Origin of the sequence: Cryobacterium arcticum (assembly GCF_003185895.1) — a bacterium.
Lineage (GTDB): Bacteria > Actinomycetota > Actinomycetes > Actinomycetales > Microbacteriaceae > Cryobacterium > Cryobacterium arcticum.
In genome coordinates this window covers 294,423-312,036 of sequence record NZ_QHLY01000007.1, presented here as the reverse complement: position 1 = coordinate 312,036, position 17,614 = coordinate 294,423, and the positions used below count along the sequence as shown (strand labels likewise).

The 17,614-nt window shown below is 69.0% G+C and carries 18 protein-coding genes; 10 read left to right on the top strand and 8 right to left on the bottom strand.

Features of this window, described 5'->3' with window-relative positions:
- Positions 1-35: 35 nt before the first annotated feature.
- Both CTB96_RS07065 and CTB96_RS07060 read left to right on the top strand, forming a co-directional pair.
- Positions 36-638 (top strand): NADPH-dependent FMN reductase, encoded by a 603-nt coding sequence (locus tag CTB96_RS07065; RefSeq protein WP_110126193.1) that lies wholly within the window; start codon positions 36-38, stop codon positions 636-638.
- A gap of 75 nt (positions 639-713) precedes the next feature.
- Positions 714-1,043 carry a DUF6457 domain-containing protein gene (locus CTB96_RS07060; RefSeq protein WP_110126192.1) on the top strand — a complete coding sequence of 110 codons (330 nt, stop codon included), beginning with the start codon at positions 714-716 and terminating at the stop codon, positions 1,041-1,043.
- Positions 1,044-1,055: 12 nt separating this feature from the next.
- Here CTB96_RS07060 and CTB96_RS07055 read toward each other — a convergent pair whose 3' ends face one another.
- The 3 genes from CTB96_RS07055 to CTB96_RS07045 all read right to left on the bottom strand — a co-directional run bounded on the left by CTB96_RS07055 (position 1,056) and on the right by CTB96_RS07045 (position 4,683).
- On the bottom strand, positions 1,056-3,452 hold the full coding sequence (locus CTB96_RS07055; RefSeq protein ID WP_110126322.1) for an FdhF/YdeP family oxidoreductase: 2,397 nt from the start codon (positions 3,450-3,452) through the stop codon (positions 1,056-1,058).
- Between the two features lie 126 nt (positions 3,453-3,578).
- Positions 3,579-3,854 carry a (2Fe-2S)-binding protein gene (locus CTB96_RS21005; RefSeq protein ID WP_110126191.1) on the bottom strand — a complete coding sequence of 92 codons (276 nt, stop codon included), beginning with the start codon at positions 3,852-3,854 and terminating at the stop codon, positions 3,579-3,581.
- Positions 3,805-4,683: an LLM class flavin-dependent oxidoreductase gene (locus tag CTB96_RS07045; RefSeq protein WP_110126190.1), complete on the bottom strand. Its 879-nt coding sequence runs from the start codon at positions 4,681-4,683 to the stop codon at positions 3,805-3,807. The genes CTB96_RS21005 and CTB96_RS07045 overlap by 50 nt, the downstream gene beginning before the upstream one ends.
- A gap of 163 nt (positions 4,684-4,846) precedes the next feature.
- Between CTB96_RS07045 and CTB96_RS07040 the strand changes: the two genes are divergently transcribed.
- The 5 genes from CTB96_RS07040 (at position 4,847) to CTB96_RS07020 (ending at position 9,094) form a co-directional block, all read left to right on the top strand.
- Positions 4,847-5,608 (top strand): SDR family NAD(P)-dependent oxidoreductase, encoded by a 762-nt coding sequence (locus CTB96_RS07040; RefSeq protein ID WP_110126189.1) that lies wholly within the window; start codon positions 4,847-4,849, stop codon positions 5,606-5,608.
- Between the two features lie 166 nt (positions 5,609-5,774).
- Positions 5,775-6,875 carry a M4 family metallopeptidase gene (locus CTB96_RS07035; protein WP_110126188.1) on the top strand — a complete coding sequence of 367 codons (1,101 nt, stop codon included), beginning with the start codon at positions 5,775-5,777 and terminating at the stop codon, positions 6,873-6,875.
- A 122-nt stretch (positions 6,876-6,997) separates the two neighbouring features.
- The gene (locus CTB96_RS07030; RefSeq protein WP_110126187.1) at positions 6,998-7,264 is read left to right on the top strand and encodes a protealysin inhibitor emfourin; all 267 of its coding nucleotides are present in this window, start codon (positions 6,998-7,000) and stop codon (positions 7,262-7,264) included.
- A gap of 84 nt (positions 7,265-7,348) precedes the next feature.
- Positions 7,349-8,596, top strand: coding sequence for a cobalamin-independent methionine synthase II family protein (locus CTB96_RS07025; protein WP_110126186.1), 1,248 nt, complete (start codon positions 7,349-7,351; stop codon positions 8,594-8,596).
- A 72-nt stretch (positions 8,597-8,668) separates the two neighbouring features.
- Positions 8,669-9,094 carry a pyridoxamine 5'-phosphate oxidase family protein gene (locus CTB96_RS07020; RefSeq protein WP_110126185.1) on the top strand — a complete coding sequence of 142 codons (426 nt, stop codon included), beginning with the start codon at positions 8,669-8,671 and terminating at the stop codon, positions 9,092-9,094.
- 7 nt (positions 9,095-9,101) lie between these two features.
- Here CTB96_RS07020 and CTB96_RS07015 read toward each other — a convergent pair whose 3' ends face one another.
- From CTB96_RS07015 to CTB96_RS07005, 3 genes are all read right to left on the bottom strand, one after another.
- Positions 9,102-9,548 carry a hypothetical protein gene (locus tag CTB96_RS07015; protein ID WP_110126184.1) on the bottom strand — a complete coding sequence of 149 codons (447 nt, stop codon included), beginning with the start codon at positions 9,546-9,548 and terminating at the stop codon, positions 9,102-9,104.
- Positions 9,549-9,641: 93 nt separating this feature from the next.
- Positions 9,642-10,013 (bottom strand): FKBP-type peptidyl-prolyl cis-trans isomerase, encoded by a 372-nt coding sequence (locus CTB96_RS07010; RefSeq protein ID WP_066594231.1) that lies wholly within the window; start codon positions 10,011-10,013, stop codon positions 9,642-9,644.
- Between the two features lie 182 nt (positions 10,014-10,195).
- The gene (locus tag CTB96_RS07005) at positions 10,196-11,431 is read right to left on the bottom strand and encodes a PrsW family intramembrane metalloprotease (protein ID WP_110126183.1); all 1,236 of its coding nucleotides are present in this window, start codon (positions 11,429-11,431) and stop codon (positions 10,196-10,198) included.
- 173 nt (positions 11,432-11,604) lie between these two features.
- Here CTB96_RS07005 and CTB96_RS07000 point away from each other — a divergent pair, with 173 nt between their 5' ends.
- The 3 genes from CTB96_RS07000 to CTB96_RS06990 are packed head-to-tail and all read left to right on the top strand — an operon-like array spanning position 11,605 to position 14,901.
- Positions 11,605-13,254 carry an AlkA N-terminal domain-containing protein gene (locus CTB96_RS07000; protein WP_282433120.1) on the top strand — a complete coding sequence of 550 codons (1,650 nt, stop codon included), beginning with the start codon at positions 11,605-11,607 and terminating at the stop codon, positions 13,252-13,254.
- Positions 13,251-14,126, top strand: coding sequence for a fumarylacetoacetate hydrolase family protein (locus tag CTB96_RS06995; RefSeq protein ID WP_110126320.1), 876 nt, complete (start codon positions 13,251-13,253; stop codon positions 14,124-14,126). The genes CTB96_RS07000 and CTB96_RS06995 overlap by 4 nt, the downstream gene beginning before the upstream one ends.
- Positions 14,116-14,901 (top strand): glycosyltransferase family 2 protein, encoded by a 786-nt coding sequence (locus CTB96_RS06990; RefSeq protein WP_110126182.1) that lies wholly within the window; start codon positions 14,116-14,118, stop codon positions 14,899-14,901. Before CTB96_RS06995 ends, CTB96_RS06990 begins: the two co-directional genes overlap by 11 nt.
- Here CTB96_RS06990 and CTB96_RS06985 read toward each other — a convergent pair.
- Positions 14,883-15,752 (bottom strand): alpha/beta fold hydrolase, encoded by an 870-nt coding sequence (locus CTB96_RS06985; RefSeq protein ID WP_110126181.1) that lies wholly within the window; start codon positions 15,750-15,752, stop codon positions 14,883-14,885. The genes CTB96_RS06990 and CTB96_RS06985 overlap by 19 nt on opposite strands.
- Before the next feature lie 238 nt (positions 15,753-15,990).
- On the bottom strand, positions 15,991-17,565 hold the full coding sequence (locus CTB96_RS06980) for an aspartate ammonia-lyase (RefSeq protein WP_110126180.1): 1,575 nt from the start codon (positions 17,563-17,565) through the stop codon (positions 15,991-15,993).
- Positions 17,566-17,614: the final 49 nt, after the last annotated feature.

The following is a 17,614-nucleotide window of genomic DNA, read 5'->3' as shown; positions in this document are numbered from 1 at the left end:
GACCAGGTGGCATCCGAGTCGGAAGGAAGAACCCCATGGCCACACACAAGATCGGCTACTTCGTCGGCAGCCTGAGCAGCACCTCCATCAACCGCACCCTCGCCTCGGCGCTGATCGCGCTCGCCCCCGACGAGTTGGAATTCACCGAGATCCCCATCCGGGACCTACCTCTCTACAGCCAGGACTACGACGATGATTTCCCGCCGGAGGGACGTCGCCTCAAGGACGCCATCGAAGCCTCCGACGGCATCCTGTTCGTCTCCCCCGAGTACAACCGGTCGATCCCCGGCGCGTTGAAGAACGCCATCGACTGGGGTTCCCGGCCGTGGGGCACGAACTCCTTCGCCCGCAAGCCCACCGGCATCATCGGTGCCTCCCCCGGCGGCATCGGCACCGCGGTGATGCAGTCGTCGATGCGCAGTGTGCTGAGCTTCCTCGATGCGCCACAGCTGAACTCGCCCGAGGCCTACATCACCTTCAATCCGGCCGTCTACGACGCCAACGGCACCGTCACCGACGACGGCACGAAAACATTTCTCACGCACTATATGGAGGAGTACTCGGCATTCGTGCAGCGGGTGCTCACCGCGAACGCGCCGGGGCACATCGGGGATGAGGACCCTGGCTCCCGCAAGTGATCGATTGCCGGGATCAGTACTCGGTGCTACTGCTAGAGCATCCAGGCAACAGCACTCAAAGCGCGAGGAGACCCCGTGAGCAGCCACACCGACGACAGCCGTGCCGACGATCCCGGCGCGCTGGATGACCTGACTCGCCGCCTGACCCAGGCCTTGCAGATTCTCGACCTGGAGGTGGACTACTCGCTGCTGCTCGGGCTCGCGGAGCAAACCTCACGAGCCGCCGGTGCCGCCGCCGGGCCCATCAGCACTTTCCTGGTGGGCTACGCGGCCGGGACGATCTCGACCAGCGGCAAGCAGGAGGCTACCGCCGCCGTGTCACACGCGGTCGAGGTCGCCACGCAGGCGACCGAGAAGACCGGGGCCGGCGGCGTCGAGGACGGCTGGGCGCACACAGCGCAATAGGTCGCAGTCAGCCTAGGAGCTCAGCACGGCTTCGGTGTTGTGCGCGGGTTCGAGCCGCACGATCACGCCCTTCGAGATCGGGGTGTTGCTGCCCTCGGCCAGGTGGTCCAGGGGCACCAGCACATTGGCCTCCGGGTAGTACGCCGCCGCACAGCCGCGGGCGGTGGGATACGAGACCACCCGGAATCCGCGCAGCACCCGCTCGACACCGTCGTGGTAGACCCCGTGCACATCCACCAGCTGCTCGTCGACCAGACCGAACTCCACGAGGTCGTTGGGGTTCACGAACACCACGTGCCGGCCCTTCTTGATGCCGCGATAGCGGTCGTCATGGCCGTAGATGGTGGTGTTGAACTGGTCGTGCGAGCGCAGGCTCTGCAAAATCAGGGTGCCCTCCGGCCGGTCGAGGTGTTCGAGGTCGTTGACGGTGAGCATGGCCTTGCCGGTGGGGGTCGGGAAGGTGCGGGAGTCCCGGGGTCCGTTCGGCAGAACGAATCCGACCTTCTCCCGGATCTTCACGTTGTAGTCGTCGCAGCCCGCCACGACGTGGGAGATGTGTTCGCGGATCAGGTCGTAGTCCCGCTCGAACCCGGTCCAGTCCACCTGGACCTTCTCGCCGAGCACGGCTCTGGCCAGCCTGCTCACAATCGCCACCTCAGAGAGCAGGTTCGGCGCGACCGGGGTCACCTGACCCCACGACGGATGCACCGCGCAGACGGTGTCCTCCACCGACACGAACTGCACTCCGGTGGCCTGCCGGTCGATCTCGGTGCGCCCCATGGTCGGCAGGATCAGGGCCGCATCACCCACTACGGCGTGCGACCGGTTGAGCTTGGTGGAGACCTGCACCGTCATCTCGGCGCCGTGCATCGCCGCCTCCGCCGCCTGCGTGTCGCTGATCGCCGCCACCAGGTTGCCGCCCATGGCCATGAACACCTTGATCTGGCCGTCGCGCAGCCCGTTGATGGTGCCGACGGAGTCGGTGCCGTGATCGCGGGGCGGGTCGAAGCCGAACTCCCGCTGCAGGGCATCCAGGAACGCCGGCGGCATCTGCTCCCAGATGCCCATCGTGCGATCGCCCTGCACATTGCTGTGGCCACGAATGGGCGACGCTCCAGCACCGGGCTTGCCGATGTTGCCGCGGAGCAGCAGCAGGTTGATGATCTCCTTGATGGTGGCCACCCCCTTCTTCTGCTGGGTGAGACCCATCGCCCAGGTGATGATCACTTTGTCGGCGGCGAGGTACCGGGCCGCGAGCTCGTCGATCTCGGCGGAGCGCAGACCGGTGGCCTCGAGCACCGTCTCCTCGTCGAGCTGGGCCAGGTGATCGGTGAGTTCCTCGAGACCCATGGTGTGCTCACGCAGGAACTCGTGGTCGAGCACCGTGCCCGGCTTCGCCGCTTCGGCGGCGAGCACCCGCTGCGACACCGCCTGCAGCAGGGCCATGTCACCGCCGAGCCGGATCTGCACGAACTGGTCGGCCATGTCGGTGCCGTGCCCAATCACGCCTTTCACCCGTTGCGGGTTCTTGTAACGCTTGAGCCCGGCCTCCGGCATGGGATTCACCGCCACTATCTGGGCGCCGTTGTCCTTCGCTTCCTCCAGGGCGGTCAGCATCCGCGGGTGGTTGGTGCCCGGGTTCTGCCCCATCACGATGATCAGGTCGGCCTTGCCGAAGTCGTCGTAGCCTATGGTGGCCTTGCCGATGCCGATAGTCTGGCCCATCGCCCAACCCGACGATTCGTGGCACATATTGGAGCAGTCCGGCAGGTTGTTGGTGCCGAACGCGCGCACAAACAGCTGGTAGGCGAACGCGGCTTCGTTCGAGGTGCGTCCGCTGGTGTAGAACGCGGCCTGATCGGGTGAGTCGAGGCTGTTGAGCTTGTCGGCGAGTATCCGGAACGCCTCGGTCCAGCTGACCGGGCGGTAGTAGTCGTCGCCGGCGGCCTTGTAGACCGGTTCGGTGAGCCGGCCCTGCATGCCCAACCAGTACTCGGTGCGCTCGAGCAGGTCGCTGACCGGATGCTCGGTCCAGAATTCTGAGCCGATGGTGATGGGGGTGGCTTCCCAGGTGACGGCCTTAGCGCCGTTCTCGCAGAACTCGAAGGTCTTGCGGTGGGTGGGGTCGGGCCAGGCGCAGCTCATGCAGTCGAAGCCGTGCTTCTGGTTCATCGCCAGCAGGGTCTTGCGGCTGCGGGTGACGCCCATCCCCTCCAGCGCGGGAATGGTGGAGTGCAGCACACCGGGCACACCGGCGGCCCAGCTCTTGGGGGTGCCGATCTCCAGGGTGGACTCGCCGGTCTCGTCGGTGTCGTCGAGGTGGACCGGGCGCCCCGCCTTAGTTGTACCCTGCGGCGGCGTGGTCACGCCACCCGCGGTCGTGGTGCGGGCCGTCTTGTTGCGGGCCATCTGGAGCATCCCTTCGCCGGCCGGGACCACTCGCCACTGGATCACAGCGCTGCTGCCCGGATAACACTCGAGTTAACCCTTCATGGCTATCAGCATCCGCGGCTTCCGGCAAGCACTCGGCACGGTTCAGGGCACACTCTGGGCAGCGAAGCGCTCGAGCACCTCGCCGATGCGGCCCTTGCAGCCGCCGCAGCCGTTGCCGGCGCGGGTGGCCGCACCGACGCACGCGACGGTGTCGTTGCCGGCCTCGCGAGCTGGTCGGCGGCGAAGTGGAACGAGAACAAGGTGTCTGGCCGGATGTCGGCGGTTACCAGGCTGACCGCCGGCTCTCGAGCGTCTGAACCGGCGACCGCTACCCCAGGCGCGTGGCGATCTCGTCGAGTACTGACTCCGACCCGGCATAGATGCCGTCGGGGCGCGGCCAGTGGCTGATCACGTCGGTGAAGCCCAACTCCGCCGCCCGGCCGACGGCGTCATCGAAGGCGCCGACGCTCTGCAGCGAGAAGGCGCCCCCGCTGTCGAGCGAGAGGTAACGGTCGACAGTGCCCGCGTCGCGGCCGGTCGCGGCGAGGGTGTCGTCCAACCGGCGCACCAGGCCGGACACCGCTGACCACCACTGTTCGCCGACCGCCCCGTCGGCGCCGGTGGTGACCCAGCCGGCCGCGTGCTCGGCCACGAGCTTGAGCCCCTTCGGCCCGTTCGCCGCGATCACGAACGGTACCCGGGGCGTCTGCGCCGGCCGGCCCACCATACGGGCGCCGACCGCGCTGAACCACTCGCCGGCGAAACTGAACCCGCCGGCGCCGGGCTCCTCGTGGCGCAACAGCAGGTCGAGGTCGGCCACGAACTCGGCGAATCGCTCATGCCGCTGCCGCGGGGTGTACGACGGCTGACCCAACACGAAGGCATCGAAGCCGGTTCCGCCCGACCCGACCCCGAGCGTCAGGCGGCCACCGGAGATGTCGTCGACCGTGGCGATCTCCTTGGCGAACGGCACTGGATGCCGAAAATTCGGCGAGGCGACGAAGGTGCCGAGCCGGATCCGGTCGGTGACCGCCGCGGCCGCGGCCAGGGTGGGGATCGTGGCCTGCCACGGCTGATCGGCGAGGCTGCGCCACGACAGATGGTCGTAGGTCCAGGCGTGATGGAAACCGTACTGCTCGGCGCCCTGCCATTTGCGGCGGGCCTCCGGCCAGTCGAACTGGGGCAGGATGACGATTCCGTAGCGCATACCCGCAGTCTACAAACCGGCAGGGACACCGCCCGGTGCCGACGAGAGCGGACGGTGCTATGAATGGTGCGTTCGCAGCGTGCCGGCACCGGGCCGTGCGTGTCGACCGCCCGCCCCGACTCGCCACCGCCACCGCCAGACCGGACCATGAAGGAGCATCCCGATGGTTACACCAGTGACCCCCAATCGTTTTGCCGGACAGACCGCCATCGTCACCGGAGCCGGCTCCGGAATCGGCAAGGCCACCGCCGTGCGCCTGGCCCAGGAAGGCGCCAGGGTGATCGCCGGAGACGTGCTGCCCGCCCGGCTGCAGGAACTCGTGGACCAGTATCCCGACCTCGACATCCACACCGTCGACGGCGACATCAGCCGTGAGGACACCACCACCCGGCTGGTGGCAGCAGCCAACAACCGCATCGACGTGGTCGCGAACGTCGCCGGGGTGATGGATGGTTTCCTACCGGTGGCCGAGGTCGACGACGCCACCTGGGAGCGCGTCTTCGGCATCAATATCACCGGCATGATGCGGTTGTGCCGCGCGGCCGTGCCGATCATGGCGGCCGGCGGCGGCGGCGCGATCGTGAACGTCACCTCCGAGGCGGGACTCCGCGGCGGCGCCGCCGGAGTGGCATACACGGCGTCCAAGCACGCCGTGATCGGCCTCACCCGCAACACCTCGGTGATGTATTCCGCCCAGGGCATCCGGTGCAATGCCGTCGCCCCCGGCGGGGTGCAGACCAACATCGAGGCTCCGATGCTGTCCCCACTGGCCGGCTCGGTGCTCGGGCCGGTCTTCCAGCACGTCGTGCCGCCGGTGGCCACCGCCGAACAGCTCGCCGCCGCCATCACCTGGCTGGCCAGCCCGGATGCGGCGAACATCACCGGCGTCGTGCTCGCCTCCGACGGCGGCTGGTCGGCACTGTGAGCCTGAGCGCCGGATGGGTGCGGATGTCAGCGGGTGCTGGCAGACTCACCGCATGACAGGCACAGACCACACCCAGAGCCCCGTCCCGTTCGGCCGGCACCGCGCCCAGCCGAGCAGTTTCCCACATGGCCACACGCTTGGTGACACGCGTGACGACACAGGTGGCATGCGCCAGGCCGGCGGCCCCGCCAAGCCGTTCCGCTGCGGCATTGTGCCGCCCTACCTTCTCGCCCGGCTGGCCGAGGTCGACGATCCGCGGTTCTCGGCGGCCGCGGAAGCCGCCCGCAAGTCACTACGGGTCGACGATCCGATCCGCAGCCTGCGGCTCGGCGAGCGCCGCACCACCGCACTGCCCACCCTGCCGGTGGATGCGGTTCCCGGCGTCGCCACCCGCACCATCAGCGACGCCGGTCACCTGGAACGGCTGCCCGGCCGGGTCGTACGGGTGGAGGGCGCCCCACCGGTCGCGGACGTGGCCGTCAACGAGGCCTACGACGGCCTCGGCGACACCCACGAGCTGTACTGGAGCCAGTACCTGCGCGACTCCATCGACGGCCGCGGCCTGCCGTTGGACGCCACGGTGCACTACGGCCGGGAGTACGACAACGCGTTCTGGGATGGCGAACGCATGGTCTTCGGCGACGGTGACGGTGAGGTGTTCAACCGGTTCACCATCTCGCTCAGCGTGATCGCCCACGAACTCACCCACGGCGTCACCCAGTACAGCGCCAATCTCGCCTACCAGGGCCAGTCCGGCGCGCTCAACGAATCGGTCTCCGACGTGTTCGGCGCGCTCGTGGAGCAGTACGCCGCCGGCCAAGATGTGCAGTCGGCCAGCTGGCTGATCGGCGCGGGCCTCTTCACCGAACAGGTGCAGGGCCAGGCGCTGCGATCGATGAGAGCGCCCGGCACCGCCTACGACGACGACGTGCTCGGCAAGGACCCCCAGCCAGACTCCATGTCGGGGTACATCGAGACCGAGGACGACTATGGCGGAGTGCACCTCAACTCGGGCATTCCCAACCGGGCGTTCTACCTGGTGGCCGAGGCCATCGGCGGCAACGCCTGGGAGGCAGCGGGCCAGATCTGGTACGACACCATCACCGGACCGAACCTCACCACCACCAGCGACTTCGCCACGTTCGCCGCCGCGACGGCCACCGCAGCGGTGGCCAGGTACGGCGAGGGCTCAACTGAACACGACGCCGTCCTGGCCGGCTGGGACGGGGTGGGCCTCGGCGTCGGGCCGTTGCAGGCGGCGTCCTGACCGGGCATCCCGACTCGCCGCCCCAGCGGGGCGTGCCGCGCTGCGGCCTCGCCCCGCTGGGAAGCCGCCCTGCAACCGGCCGACATCCCCGCTCCCGGCCGCGCCGGACGTACCATGGGGCCATGAAGGTCGTCGTCTCACGCAGCGGAGGCATCGCTGGGCTCCGGGTCACCTGGGACGTGCAGGTCGACGAGCAACCCGACGCAGCCTCATGGATGCAGTTCCTCGAGGCACTGCCGTGGGACGAAGCCGAAGACACCGTGCCCGCGCCGGACCGCTACATCTACCGCATCCGTTGCGCCCCGCACGAAGTGGTCCTCGCCGAACCGCAGGTGCACGGCGCCTGGAAGGACCTGATCGACCGGGTCCGCGCCGCCAGCGAGCAGTAAGCCGGCCGGCGCCTGCACGTGCAGGCACCGGAACCGCGCGTAACACAACGGCTCCGGCCTCTCGGCCTTTGGGATACTGGCGGGATGACCACCACGAACCGCATCCCCACGTCCCACGCCGGCAGTCTCCCCCGCACGGATGCCCTGCTCGCCGCCAACGACGCGCGCCAGGACGCTGCCGCCGGGCAGCTCACCCTCGATAGCCCGGCCGGATTCCAGCCGCTGCTCGAGAGCGCCGTCGTGGACCTCGTGCAGCGCCAGGCCGATGCGGGCATCACCCTGCCCGGCGACGGCGAATACGGCAAGGCCATGTCCAGCGCCGTTGATTACGGCGCCTGGTGGTCGTACTCCTTCCAGCGGCTGAGCGGCCTCGAACTGCTGCCCGGCGGACCGTTCGACGGCGAACCCGTGCTCTCCAGCCCCGGCAACGTGCGCCTCACCACCTTTCCCGACCGCCGCGACTGGACCCTCTTCGCCGAGGCCTACGGCGACCCCAAGAGCGGCATCTCCGTCGGTGACCGCGCCCCGTCCTTCCCCACCGCCACCGGTCCGGTGCGCTACACCGGGCACGAGGCGATCGCCTCCGACATCGCACACCTCAAGACCGGTCTCGCCGCAGCCGGTGTCGAGCAGGGCTTCATCACCTCGCTGTCGCCCGGCAGCGCCTCCCGCATCGGCAACACGTTCTACGCCACCGAGGAGGAGTTCATCTGGGCCACCGCCGACGCCCTCCGGGAGGAGTACCGGGCTGTGATCGATGCCGGGCTGATCCTGCAGATCGACGACCCGTCGATCGCAGAGAACTGGGACCAGATCAACCCCGCACCGACGGTGGAGGATTACCTGGCGTTCACCCGCATCCGGGTGGAAGCGCTCAACCACGCACTGCGCGGCCTGCCGGAAGAGCAGATCCGCTTCCACCTCTGTTGGGGCAGCTGGCACGGCCCGCACACCACCGACCTCGAGTTCCGCTACCTGATCGACACCATGCTGGAGATCAATGCCGGATCGTACTCGTTCGAGGGCGCCAATGCCCGTCACGAGCACGAGTGGCGCATCTGGGAAGACGTCACCCTGCCCGAAGGCAAGACCATCGTTCCCGGCGTCATCGGGCACGCCACCAATGTGGTGGAACACCCCGAGCTCGTCGCCGACCGCATCGAACGGTTCGCCGGCGTCGTCGGTCGCGAAAACGTGATCGCCTCCACCGACTGCGGCCTGGGCGGCCGGATCCACCCGCAGATCGCCTGGGCAAAGCTGGACTCGCTGGTTGCCGGCGCCAACCTGGCCACCGAGCGACTGTGGAAGACCAGCACGCTCATCACGTCCTAAGTGGGCAGGAATTTTCCGCGCACGAACGTGCGTTGCGGCGCCGTGGCGGGCGGGTAGTGGCACGATGAGGGTATGGACATCAACGACCAGGATCCGGTTCGCATTCTCAGCGAGGACGAGTGCTGGGAGCTGCTGTTGTCATCGAGCTTCGGCCGGCTCGCCGCGGCCGTCGCCGACGACATTGAGATCTTCCCGCTCAACTTCGTAGCCGCCGACCGGCGTCTGCTGTTCCGCACCGCAGAGGGTACGAAGCTCCTGGCGCTCACCGTGAACAACAAGGTCGCGCTCGAGACCGACTCCATCAATCGGAGCGACGCCTGGAGCGTCGTGGTGAAGGGGATCGCCCGGGTACTCGACACCCAGGCCGAGATCGAGGCCGCGAACGCATTGCCGCTGCATCCGCTGGTGCCGACGCTCAAGTACATCTGGGTCGAGATCGCGCCGACCGAACTGACCGGCCGGACGTTCGCACTCGAGCCGGAACCCGAGCGCTACTAGCCGGCGGCTACGAGTCGGTGGGCGAGGCGGCCGGGGCGACCCGGCCCTCGCCGGAGAGCCCGATCAGCATCAGCACCGCGGTGCCGTAGGCATCCTCCGCGGTGCCGGCCTCGAACACCTCGTCGGCGCCCTGCACCCGCACGCTCACCCGGTACCTGTCGTCGCCGAGGCGGTGCAGCGAGCGGAACGTGCCTCGCAACAGCGATCGAAGCTGGTCTTCGCGCGGCAACCAGAGCGCATCCTCGAGGGCGAGCGAGTCGAGCGCCCATTCGGTGGTGCCGTTGAAGCCCAGGATGGTGCCGGTGTCGAACACGTGGGCCTCGATGGTCATCTCGCTGACCGTGAACACCTCGGAGTCGAAACCGGGCCGCTCGATACTGAACGAATCGCCGGAGGCCGGGCGCCAGGTCAATCCGGCCTGCTGCAGAGCACGGGCACAGTCGATTGTGATCATGCACCATTATCGCCCGGACAGCACAAAGCCCCGGAGCGCTGTGCGAATTCTCCGGGGCCCCGCTCACGAATGAGGCTGGTGTGGGTCGGCGCTCTAGCTGACGCCGAGCAGGTCGATCACGAAGATCAGGGTCTTGCCCGACAGACGGTGACCGGAGCCGGCCGGACCGTAGGCCAGGTGCGCGGGAACCGTGAGCTTGCGACGCCCGCCCACCTTCATGCCGGGGATACCCTGCTGCCAGCCCGCGATGAGCGAGCCGAGCGGGAAGTTGATCGACTGGCCGCGGTTCCACGAAGAGTCGAATTCTTCGCCGGTGTCGTATTCCACACCGAGGTAGTGCACGTCGACGGTGGCACCGGGAGCGGCTTCGGCGCCGTCACCCACCACGATGTCGACGATGTCGAGCTGTTCGGGCGCGGGGCCCTCCGGGAAGTCGAGTTCTGGCTTGGAGTTCAGATCAGTCATACCTCCATCCAATCGGATTTCGGCCGGCTACGCATAGCGAGAAATTCCCCCTTGCGCGAACGCGACCCGGAGGCGCATGCTTATTGCACAGAAACTCGCCGGGCCGGGAGAGTTGTCGGCATTGCCACACCACCGGGCGGCGAGTTTTTTCGTGCCTGCAGACTTATCGCCCCGCCAGCTGGTTACGGCTGCGCGCCGATGACTTCGGCGCGGTCGGCCATGAGCAGGCCGAGGAGCCTGGACTCCTCGAGCTGGTCGGGCGTCGGGCCGGGCTGCCCGGCGGCGACCGTGCCGCGGTGTGCGGGATGCTGCTGGGCGCTGACCAGCCGCTGCCGTACCGACGCCAGGCGGGTCGCATCCGTGATGAAGCGGTTCATGGCCTGGCGCCGGGCCTGCGGCTGGGCCGCTCCCCACGCGCGAGCCTGACGCCGGCCGCGCGGTGTCGCCAGCATTTCCACCTCGGCGGGGGTGAACCAGCCGACCGCGGCGTAGTCGCCGAGACGTTGCAGCGTCATTTTCTCTTCTTTGCGGCGCAGCATCACGATTGCCAGGATGGCACCGATGAACAACGGCACCTGCACGAGGAAGTAGTAGCCCACGAGTGCGGCGTCATCGGTGAGGAAGAAGAACGCGCCGTTCCACAGGGCGTGCAGCAGGACTGCGGCGACCAGGCCGACGAGCACCATGCCGATATAGCGCGAGCCGCTCGCCCGCCGGGCCGCAAGCCCGATAGCCAGACCGGTGCAGGCGGTGAACAACACGTGGGCGAACGGCGAGATCACTCCGCGCAGCAGGAACGTGAGCCCGAGGTCGGTGATGCCGCCGTTGACCATGGCCACGCCGAAGTATTGGATGTTCTCGGAGAACGCGAACCCGGCGGCGATCACGGCCGCGTACACCACGCCGTCGATCGGCCCGTTGAACTGGCCGCGGATGACCCAGAACAGCAGCAGGATGCCGAACCCCTTCGCGCCCTCCTCCACTAGCGGCGCCTGCACCACGGCCGACATGAAGTCTCCGGCCGGGCGGGCGGTGCCGCTGGAGGCGACCACGATCTGCACGCCGAGGTCGAACACCAGCGCCGTCACGATGGACACACCCGCTCCCCAGAGGAACGCGAACCACAGCGCCGGGCGCGGTTCCGGCTCCCACCGGTCGATCCAGCGCACCGCGAAGATCACGAGCGTCAGCGGCACCAACGCCAGGAGCAGGCAGACCACGAGCGCGGCCGGGCCGAGGAACGTGGAGAGGTAGACCAGCACCAACAGCAGCGCGAGCGCGGCGACCACGATGCCCACGCTCGCCCACACCACGGTGCTCAGGTTGGTGCGACGCACAGCGGTGTTCCACACCTGGCCCTGAATAGGAGTGTCTTGCGCGGGGATAGCGAGCGGTCGGCCGGTCGGGTCGAGGGTCATGCCCGCAAGTTTACGGGGATCGGGCCCCGAACGCTGGTGTCCGATTCCCGCTACCGATCCCGCTGTGCGCGTGTCAGTCTGGAGGAGTGACCACACCCCACAGCTCCCCCGCACCGACCAGTCCCCTCCCCGGGCGCCTGTCAACGCCGGCCGGCGCGTCCGGTCGGGGCCGGGTGGACGACCCGGTCTTCGCCGAGCGGTACCGCGCGATGTCGTCGCGGGATGCTCGCTTCGATGGCCAGTTCATCACCGGGGTGCACTCCACCGGTATCTACTGCCGGCCGAGTTGTCCGGCCACGACGCCCAAGCCCGCGAACGTGTCGTTCTTCCTCACCGCCGCAGCCGCCCACGAGGCCGGCCTGCGGGCCTGCAAGCGCTGCCTGCCCGATGCCGTGCCGGGGTCGCCCGCGTGGAACATCCGGGACGACCTGGCCGCCCGGGCGATGCGACTGATCGGCGACGGCACTGTGGAACGGGAAGGAGTGCCGGGGCTGGCCAGCCGGCTCGGCTACACCCCGCGACACCTCACCCGGGTGCTGGTGGCCGAGGTCGGTGCCGGCCCGCTCGCGCTGGCACGCGCGCACCGGGCTCAGACCGCCCGGGTGCTGTTGACCAGCACCGACCTGTCGATCACCGACATCGCCTTCGCGGCCGGCTTCGGCAGCGTGCGGCAATTCAACGACACCATCGCGGCCGTCTACGAGCGCACCCCCTCGGCGCTGCGGGCCGGCGCCCGGCCGGCCGCCAACCGCGGGCCGACCCATCCCCGCGACACCGACGCTCCGGAAGATGGCGACACCCCAGGCGGCACCGGGTCCAGGATCAGCCTGTTCCTCCCGGCCCGGGCGCCGTTCGACGGGCAGGGCCTATTGGACTTCCTCGGCGTGCGGGCCATCACCGGGGTGGAACGGCGCACACCGACCGGATACGAACGCACCCTGCGGCTACCGCACGGTTGGGCCAGCCTGCACCTGGCGCCGGCGGGCACCACCGCCGCGCCCACCATCGCCTGCACCGTGAGCCTGGCCAGCCTGGCCGACCTCGCCCCGCTGGTGAGCCGGGTGCGCCGGTTGTTCGACCTCGACGCGGATGCCCAGGCCATCGACCTCGCCCTGGCCGACGACCCCGCGCTGGCCGACTCGGTGCGCCGGGTTCCCGGCATGCGGGTGCCGGGCAGCCTCGACCCAGAAGAGACCCTCTTCCGGGCGCTGCTCGGTCAGCAGGTCTCCGTGGCGTCAGCCCGCACCGCACTGGGCAACCTGAGCGCCGCGCTAGGCGAACCACTGCCGGGACACCCCGGGCCGGACTCTTCCGGCCCGCCCGACCCCGCAGAGCACGCCACCGATCCCGCCGGCATCGCTCTGCCGGGCATGCCGCGGCTGCTCTTCCCCACCGCCGAACGTATCGCCGAGAACGGCCGGGACGTGCTGCGGGGCCCCGTCGCTCGGATCAACGCCATCATCGGGGTCGCCGAAGCCCTCGCCGCCGGCGAGCTCGTGCTCGACGTGGGCGAATCCAGCGAGGAATTGCAGGCCCGGCTCACCGCCCTGCCGGGGATCGGTCCGTGGACGGCCGGCTACGTGGCCATGCGAGTGCTCGGCAGCCCCGACATCCTGCTCACCAGCGACCTCGCGCTGCGGCAGGGCGCCGACCGGCTCGGCCTGCCCGCCACCGCCAGGGACCTCGCTGCCCACGGCAACCGCTGGGCGCCGTGGCGCAGTTACGCCGGCATGCACCTGTGGCGGGCCGCCGGGTCGCCGCGACCGGCCGGGCCACCCGCCTCCCCCCGAGAACCGGTCGGCCCCGTTACGCTGAGAAGGTGAAGTTTGCCCACCTCAGAGTTGACGGCCATTCGACCCCCCGCCTTGCGATCGTGGTGGAGGACGCGGCGCTCTTCCTCGACGAGGTCCTAGACGATTCCCCCCGCGACCTGCAAGACCTGATCGAAAAGGGCGCACCGGAGTACGACCGGGTGCGCGCGCTCACCCAGAACGCCCTCACCCACGGCGCCACCCTCACCCCGCTCGACGACCTGCGGCACTCCTCAGCGGTGCTCCGCCCGCCGCAGATCCTGGCGATCGGCGCCAACTATGCGGCGCACTCGTCCGAGCTCAAGCTGCGCAGCGAAACCGCCGCCACAGTGTTCTCGCTCTGGCCCAACTCGCTCACCGGGCACGAGTCGATCGTGACCTGGCCCACCGACCTCACCACCCAGGTCGACTACGAGGCCGAACTCGGCGTGATCATCGGCAAGCCGGCCCGCAACGTGTCGGTGCAGAACGCCCTCGACTACGTCTTCGGTTACACCGTCGTGAATGACATCACGGCCCGCGACCTGCAGTTCTCCGAGGCGCAATGGTCACGCTGCAAGTCGTTCGACGGGTTCACCCCCACCGGACCGCTGGTGGTCACCGCCGACGAGATCGCCGACCCGCAAGACCTCTGGCTGACCACCCACGTCGACGGACGCATCCTGCAGGATGCCTCGAGCGGCGACATGGTGCGCACCGTCGCGGAGATCATCGCCTACCTCTCCCTCACCTCGACCCTGCTGCCCGGCACCCTGATCTCCACCGGCAGCCCCGGCGGCGCCGGCTACAGCCGCAAGCCGCAGGTGTTCCTCAAGAACGGCTCAACCGTCACGGTGTCGATCGACCGGATCGGCTTGCTCACGACTCACTGCCGTGAGATCTAGCCCGGAGGAGCTCCACCACGCCGTCACCATCTCGGTGGTCATCCCGGTGTTCAACGACGCCGACTTCCTGCGCACCTGCCTGCGCGCCCTCGCCCAGCAACGCCGGCCCGCCGACGAGATCATCGTGGTCGACAACAACAGCACGGATGCGTCGGCCGCGATCGCACGCGCGGCCGGGGTGCGTGTGGTCACCGAGCCGCTGCAGGGCATCTGGCCGGCCGCCGCCGCCGGCTACGACGCTGCCGCCGGTGACATCATCGCCAGGCTCGACGCGGATTCCGTGCCCCCGGTGGACTGGCTGGCGCGCATCGAGGACCGTTTCACCCGGCTGCCGGACACGGCCGTGCTCACCGGCCCCGGCGACTTCTACGGCAGCGGCCCGATCACGGCCTGGCTCGGCGGTCACGTCTATATCGGCGGGTATTTCGTCTGGATGGGCCTGTGGATCGGCCACTATCCGCTGTTCGGGTCGAACTTCGCGATGCGCAAGCAGGTCTGGGCCGCCAACCGCGACGCCGTGCGCCGCACTCGCAGTGACGTGCACGACGACCTGGACTTCAGCATGCAGCTCAGCCGGGCCGAACCGGTGGCCCTGGACCGCACCCTCCGGGTGGCGATCTCGGCCCGTCCGTTCGAAACCCCGCGGGGCTTGGGCAAGCGCATCCGCTGGGCCGGCCGCACCCTGTTCGCCGGCTGGCCGGCTTATTCACCGTGGCGCATCCGGCGGGCCGCCCGCCGGCGCGACCAGCCCGGCGCTCACCGCCCGCGGTCGTAGAGAGCGAGCATGTCCCGAGCAAGCTGGTGCGGCGTCGTTTCGCAGGGGCTGTGGCCCGCCGGGTAGACCTTCAGCTCAGCACCGATCCGGTTCGCGAACCGGCGGTGCAGCCGAACCTTCCACAGGTCACGGTCGCCCACCGCGATCAGCATCGGCACCGGGGTGTGCGCCAGGGCGCTCCGCACATCCGGGGTGTTCTTCATCAGCGCGATGATCTGGTCGAGGCTGGTGCGCCGGGTATAGCCGAAACGCATCCGCACCAGGTCGAGCCGGCCGGGGCGCGTGTGGTTGCGGTTGGTGACAATGCCCCAGACCATCAGCGTGGCAATGGTGTGCGGCGGAACCAATCCGCTCACCGGGCCGAGCCAGCGCACCCCGCGGAAGGTCTGCCCCGCTTGCGGCGGAGTCGCCAGCAGCACCAGCGACGCGAACAAGTCGGGGCGCCGGGCGAGGGCCAGCTCGGCCACGAGACCGGCGAAGGAATAGCCGAGCACGTGCACGGGGGTCTCCCCCGCCTCGAGCACCGCGATCAGGTCGGCGACGAACAGGGGATAGTCGAATGCGTGGCCGGTGGGCGGCCCGGCCGGCGCCGATTCGTACTGGCCGGCCAGGTCGTAGCTCTCCACCCGGTAGCCGGCGTCGGCGAGGAGCGGCGCCAGCAAGACAAAGTCTTCTTTGGAACCGGTGGCGCCCGGCAGCAGCAGCACGCGGGGATCGCCGGGTCGACCGAGCGCGATCGAGGCCAGGTCACCGCTCGGTGCCGGAAACCGGTAGTGCTCCGTTCCCGGCGGCAGAATCGTCCAGTCGATGTCGGGCAGGGCGGCATCGAGTGCCGCGAGTCGATCGGGCATGATCGGCTCGCGACGACGGCTCTGTTGCCTCACCCGCAGGGACACGGCACCAGAGTAGCCCCGAGCGCCACGCTCGGTGAGGCCCCGGTACCGGCGCTCTCCCCGGGTGGCCGCGGCTGCACCTCGGCGACCCGAGTGTCACCCCGCGGCACTAGTTCGTCTCGGCGGCACGTGTACGAACACGTGCCACCGAGACGAACGCGGGCCGCGACGCCGGCTACCCAGCAGCCGGCGCGGGCTACTCGATGATCGGGATGGAGGAGGTGCCGGTGTCGGGCATCATGCCGGAGAGCCGGGCGGGTTCGAGCTCGCGCATCACGTCGTCGCGGGTCATCAGGTTCGCCTCCACCACCAGGTCGGCCACGTTACGCCCGGTCAGCAGAGCCGTCTGGGCCAGGGCGGCTGCAGCGGCGTAGCCGATGTGCGGGATGAGCGCGGTGATCACTCCGACGCTGGAGCCGACCATGGCGGCCAGCCGGTCTTCGTTGGCGGTGATGCCGTCGATGCAGTTCACCCGCAGCGTCCACATCGCCTGGGTCATCCAGGTCAGGCTCTGGAAGAGGTAGTGCGCGATGACGGGCTCGAAGGCGTTGAGCTGCAGCTGCCCGCCTTCCGCGGCCATCGTCACCGTCACATCCGCGCCGGCGACGGCGAACGCCACCTGGTTGACGACCTCGGGAATAACGGGGTTGACCTTGCCGGGCATGATGCTCGAACCGGCCTGCCGGGGCGGCAGGTTGATCTCACCCAGGCCGGCCTGCGGGCCGCTGGAGAGCAGGCGCAGGTCGTTGCAGATCTTGGAGAGCTTGATCGCGCTGCGCTTGAGGTTGCCGCTGAACGACATGAAGCTGCCCGCGTCGCTGGTCGACTCGATCAGGTCGGGGGCGGTCTCGAGCTTGAGGCCCGTGATCTTGTTCAGGTGCCGGATGGCCGCGGCCGCGTAGCCGGGATCGGCCGTGATGCCGGTGCCGATCGCGGTGGCGCCCAGGTTGACCTCGGCCAGCAGCCAGATCGTTTCGGTGAGCCGGTCGTAGTCTTCGCCGAGGGTGGTGGCGAAGCCATGGAATTCCTGGCCGAGGGTCATCGGCACGGCATCCTGCATCTGGGTGCGGCCCACCTTGAGGATGTGGGAGAACTCGTCGGCCTTCACCGAGAACGACCCCTGCAGCGCCTTGAGCTCGCGCAGCAGGTGCTTGAGGAAGAAGGCGAGGGCGATCTTGATCGCGGTCGGGTAGGTGTCATTGGTGGACTGGCTGCGGTTGACGTGGTCGATCGGGCTGAGCACGTCATAGCGGCCGCGGCTGTAGCCGGCGTTCTCGAGGGCGAGGTTGCAGATCACCTCGTTGGCGTTCATGTTGGTGGAGGTGCCGGCGCCGCCCTGCATGACCCCGACCACGAACTGGTCGTGGTGCTTTCCCTCGATGATCTCCTGGCACGCGGCATCGATCCAGTCGGCGCGTTCCTGGGAGAGGGCGCCGACCTCGGCGTTCGCCCGGGCGCAGGCCTGCTTCACCGAGGCCAGGGCCACCACGAAGTCCGGGTAGACCGAGATCGGTCGCTTGGCGATCGGAAAGTTATCCAGGGCGCGCTTGGTGTGCACCCCCCAGTAGGCCTCGAGCGGCACCTCGACGCGGCCGAGCGAGTCACGCTCGATGCGGAAGCCGGGGGCGGCCGCGGGGATGTCGGCGCCCAAATCCTCCGGTGCGCTGGTGTCTAGGGTCACAGTGGGGTTCGTCGATTCGGTCTGAGTGGACAGGCTGTTCGTGGTGTGCACGCTGGCTCCATTGCCGTCGGTGGTGAGCTTGTGGCTCATGACCGATTCACTCTATCGCGAGGCTCACGCCCGGCCGCAGACCCGCACA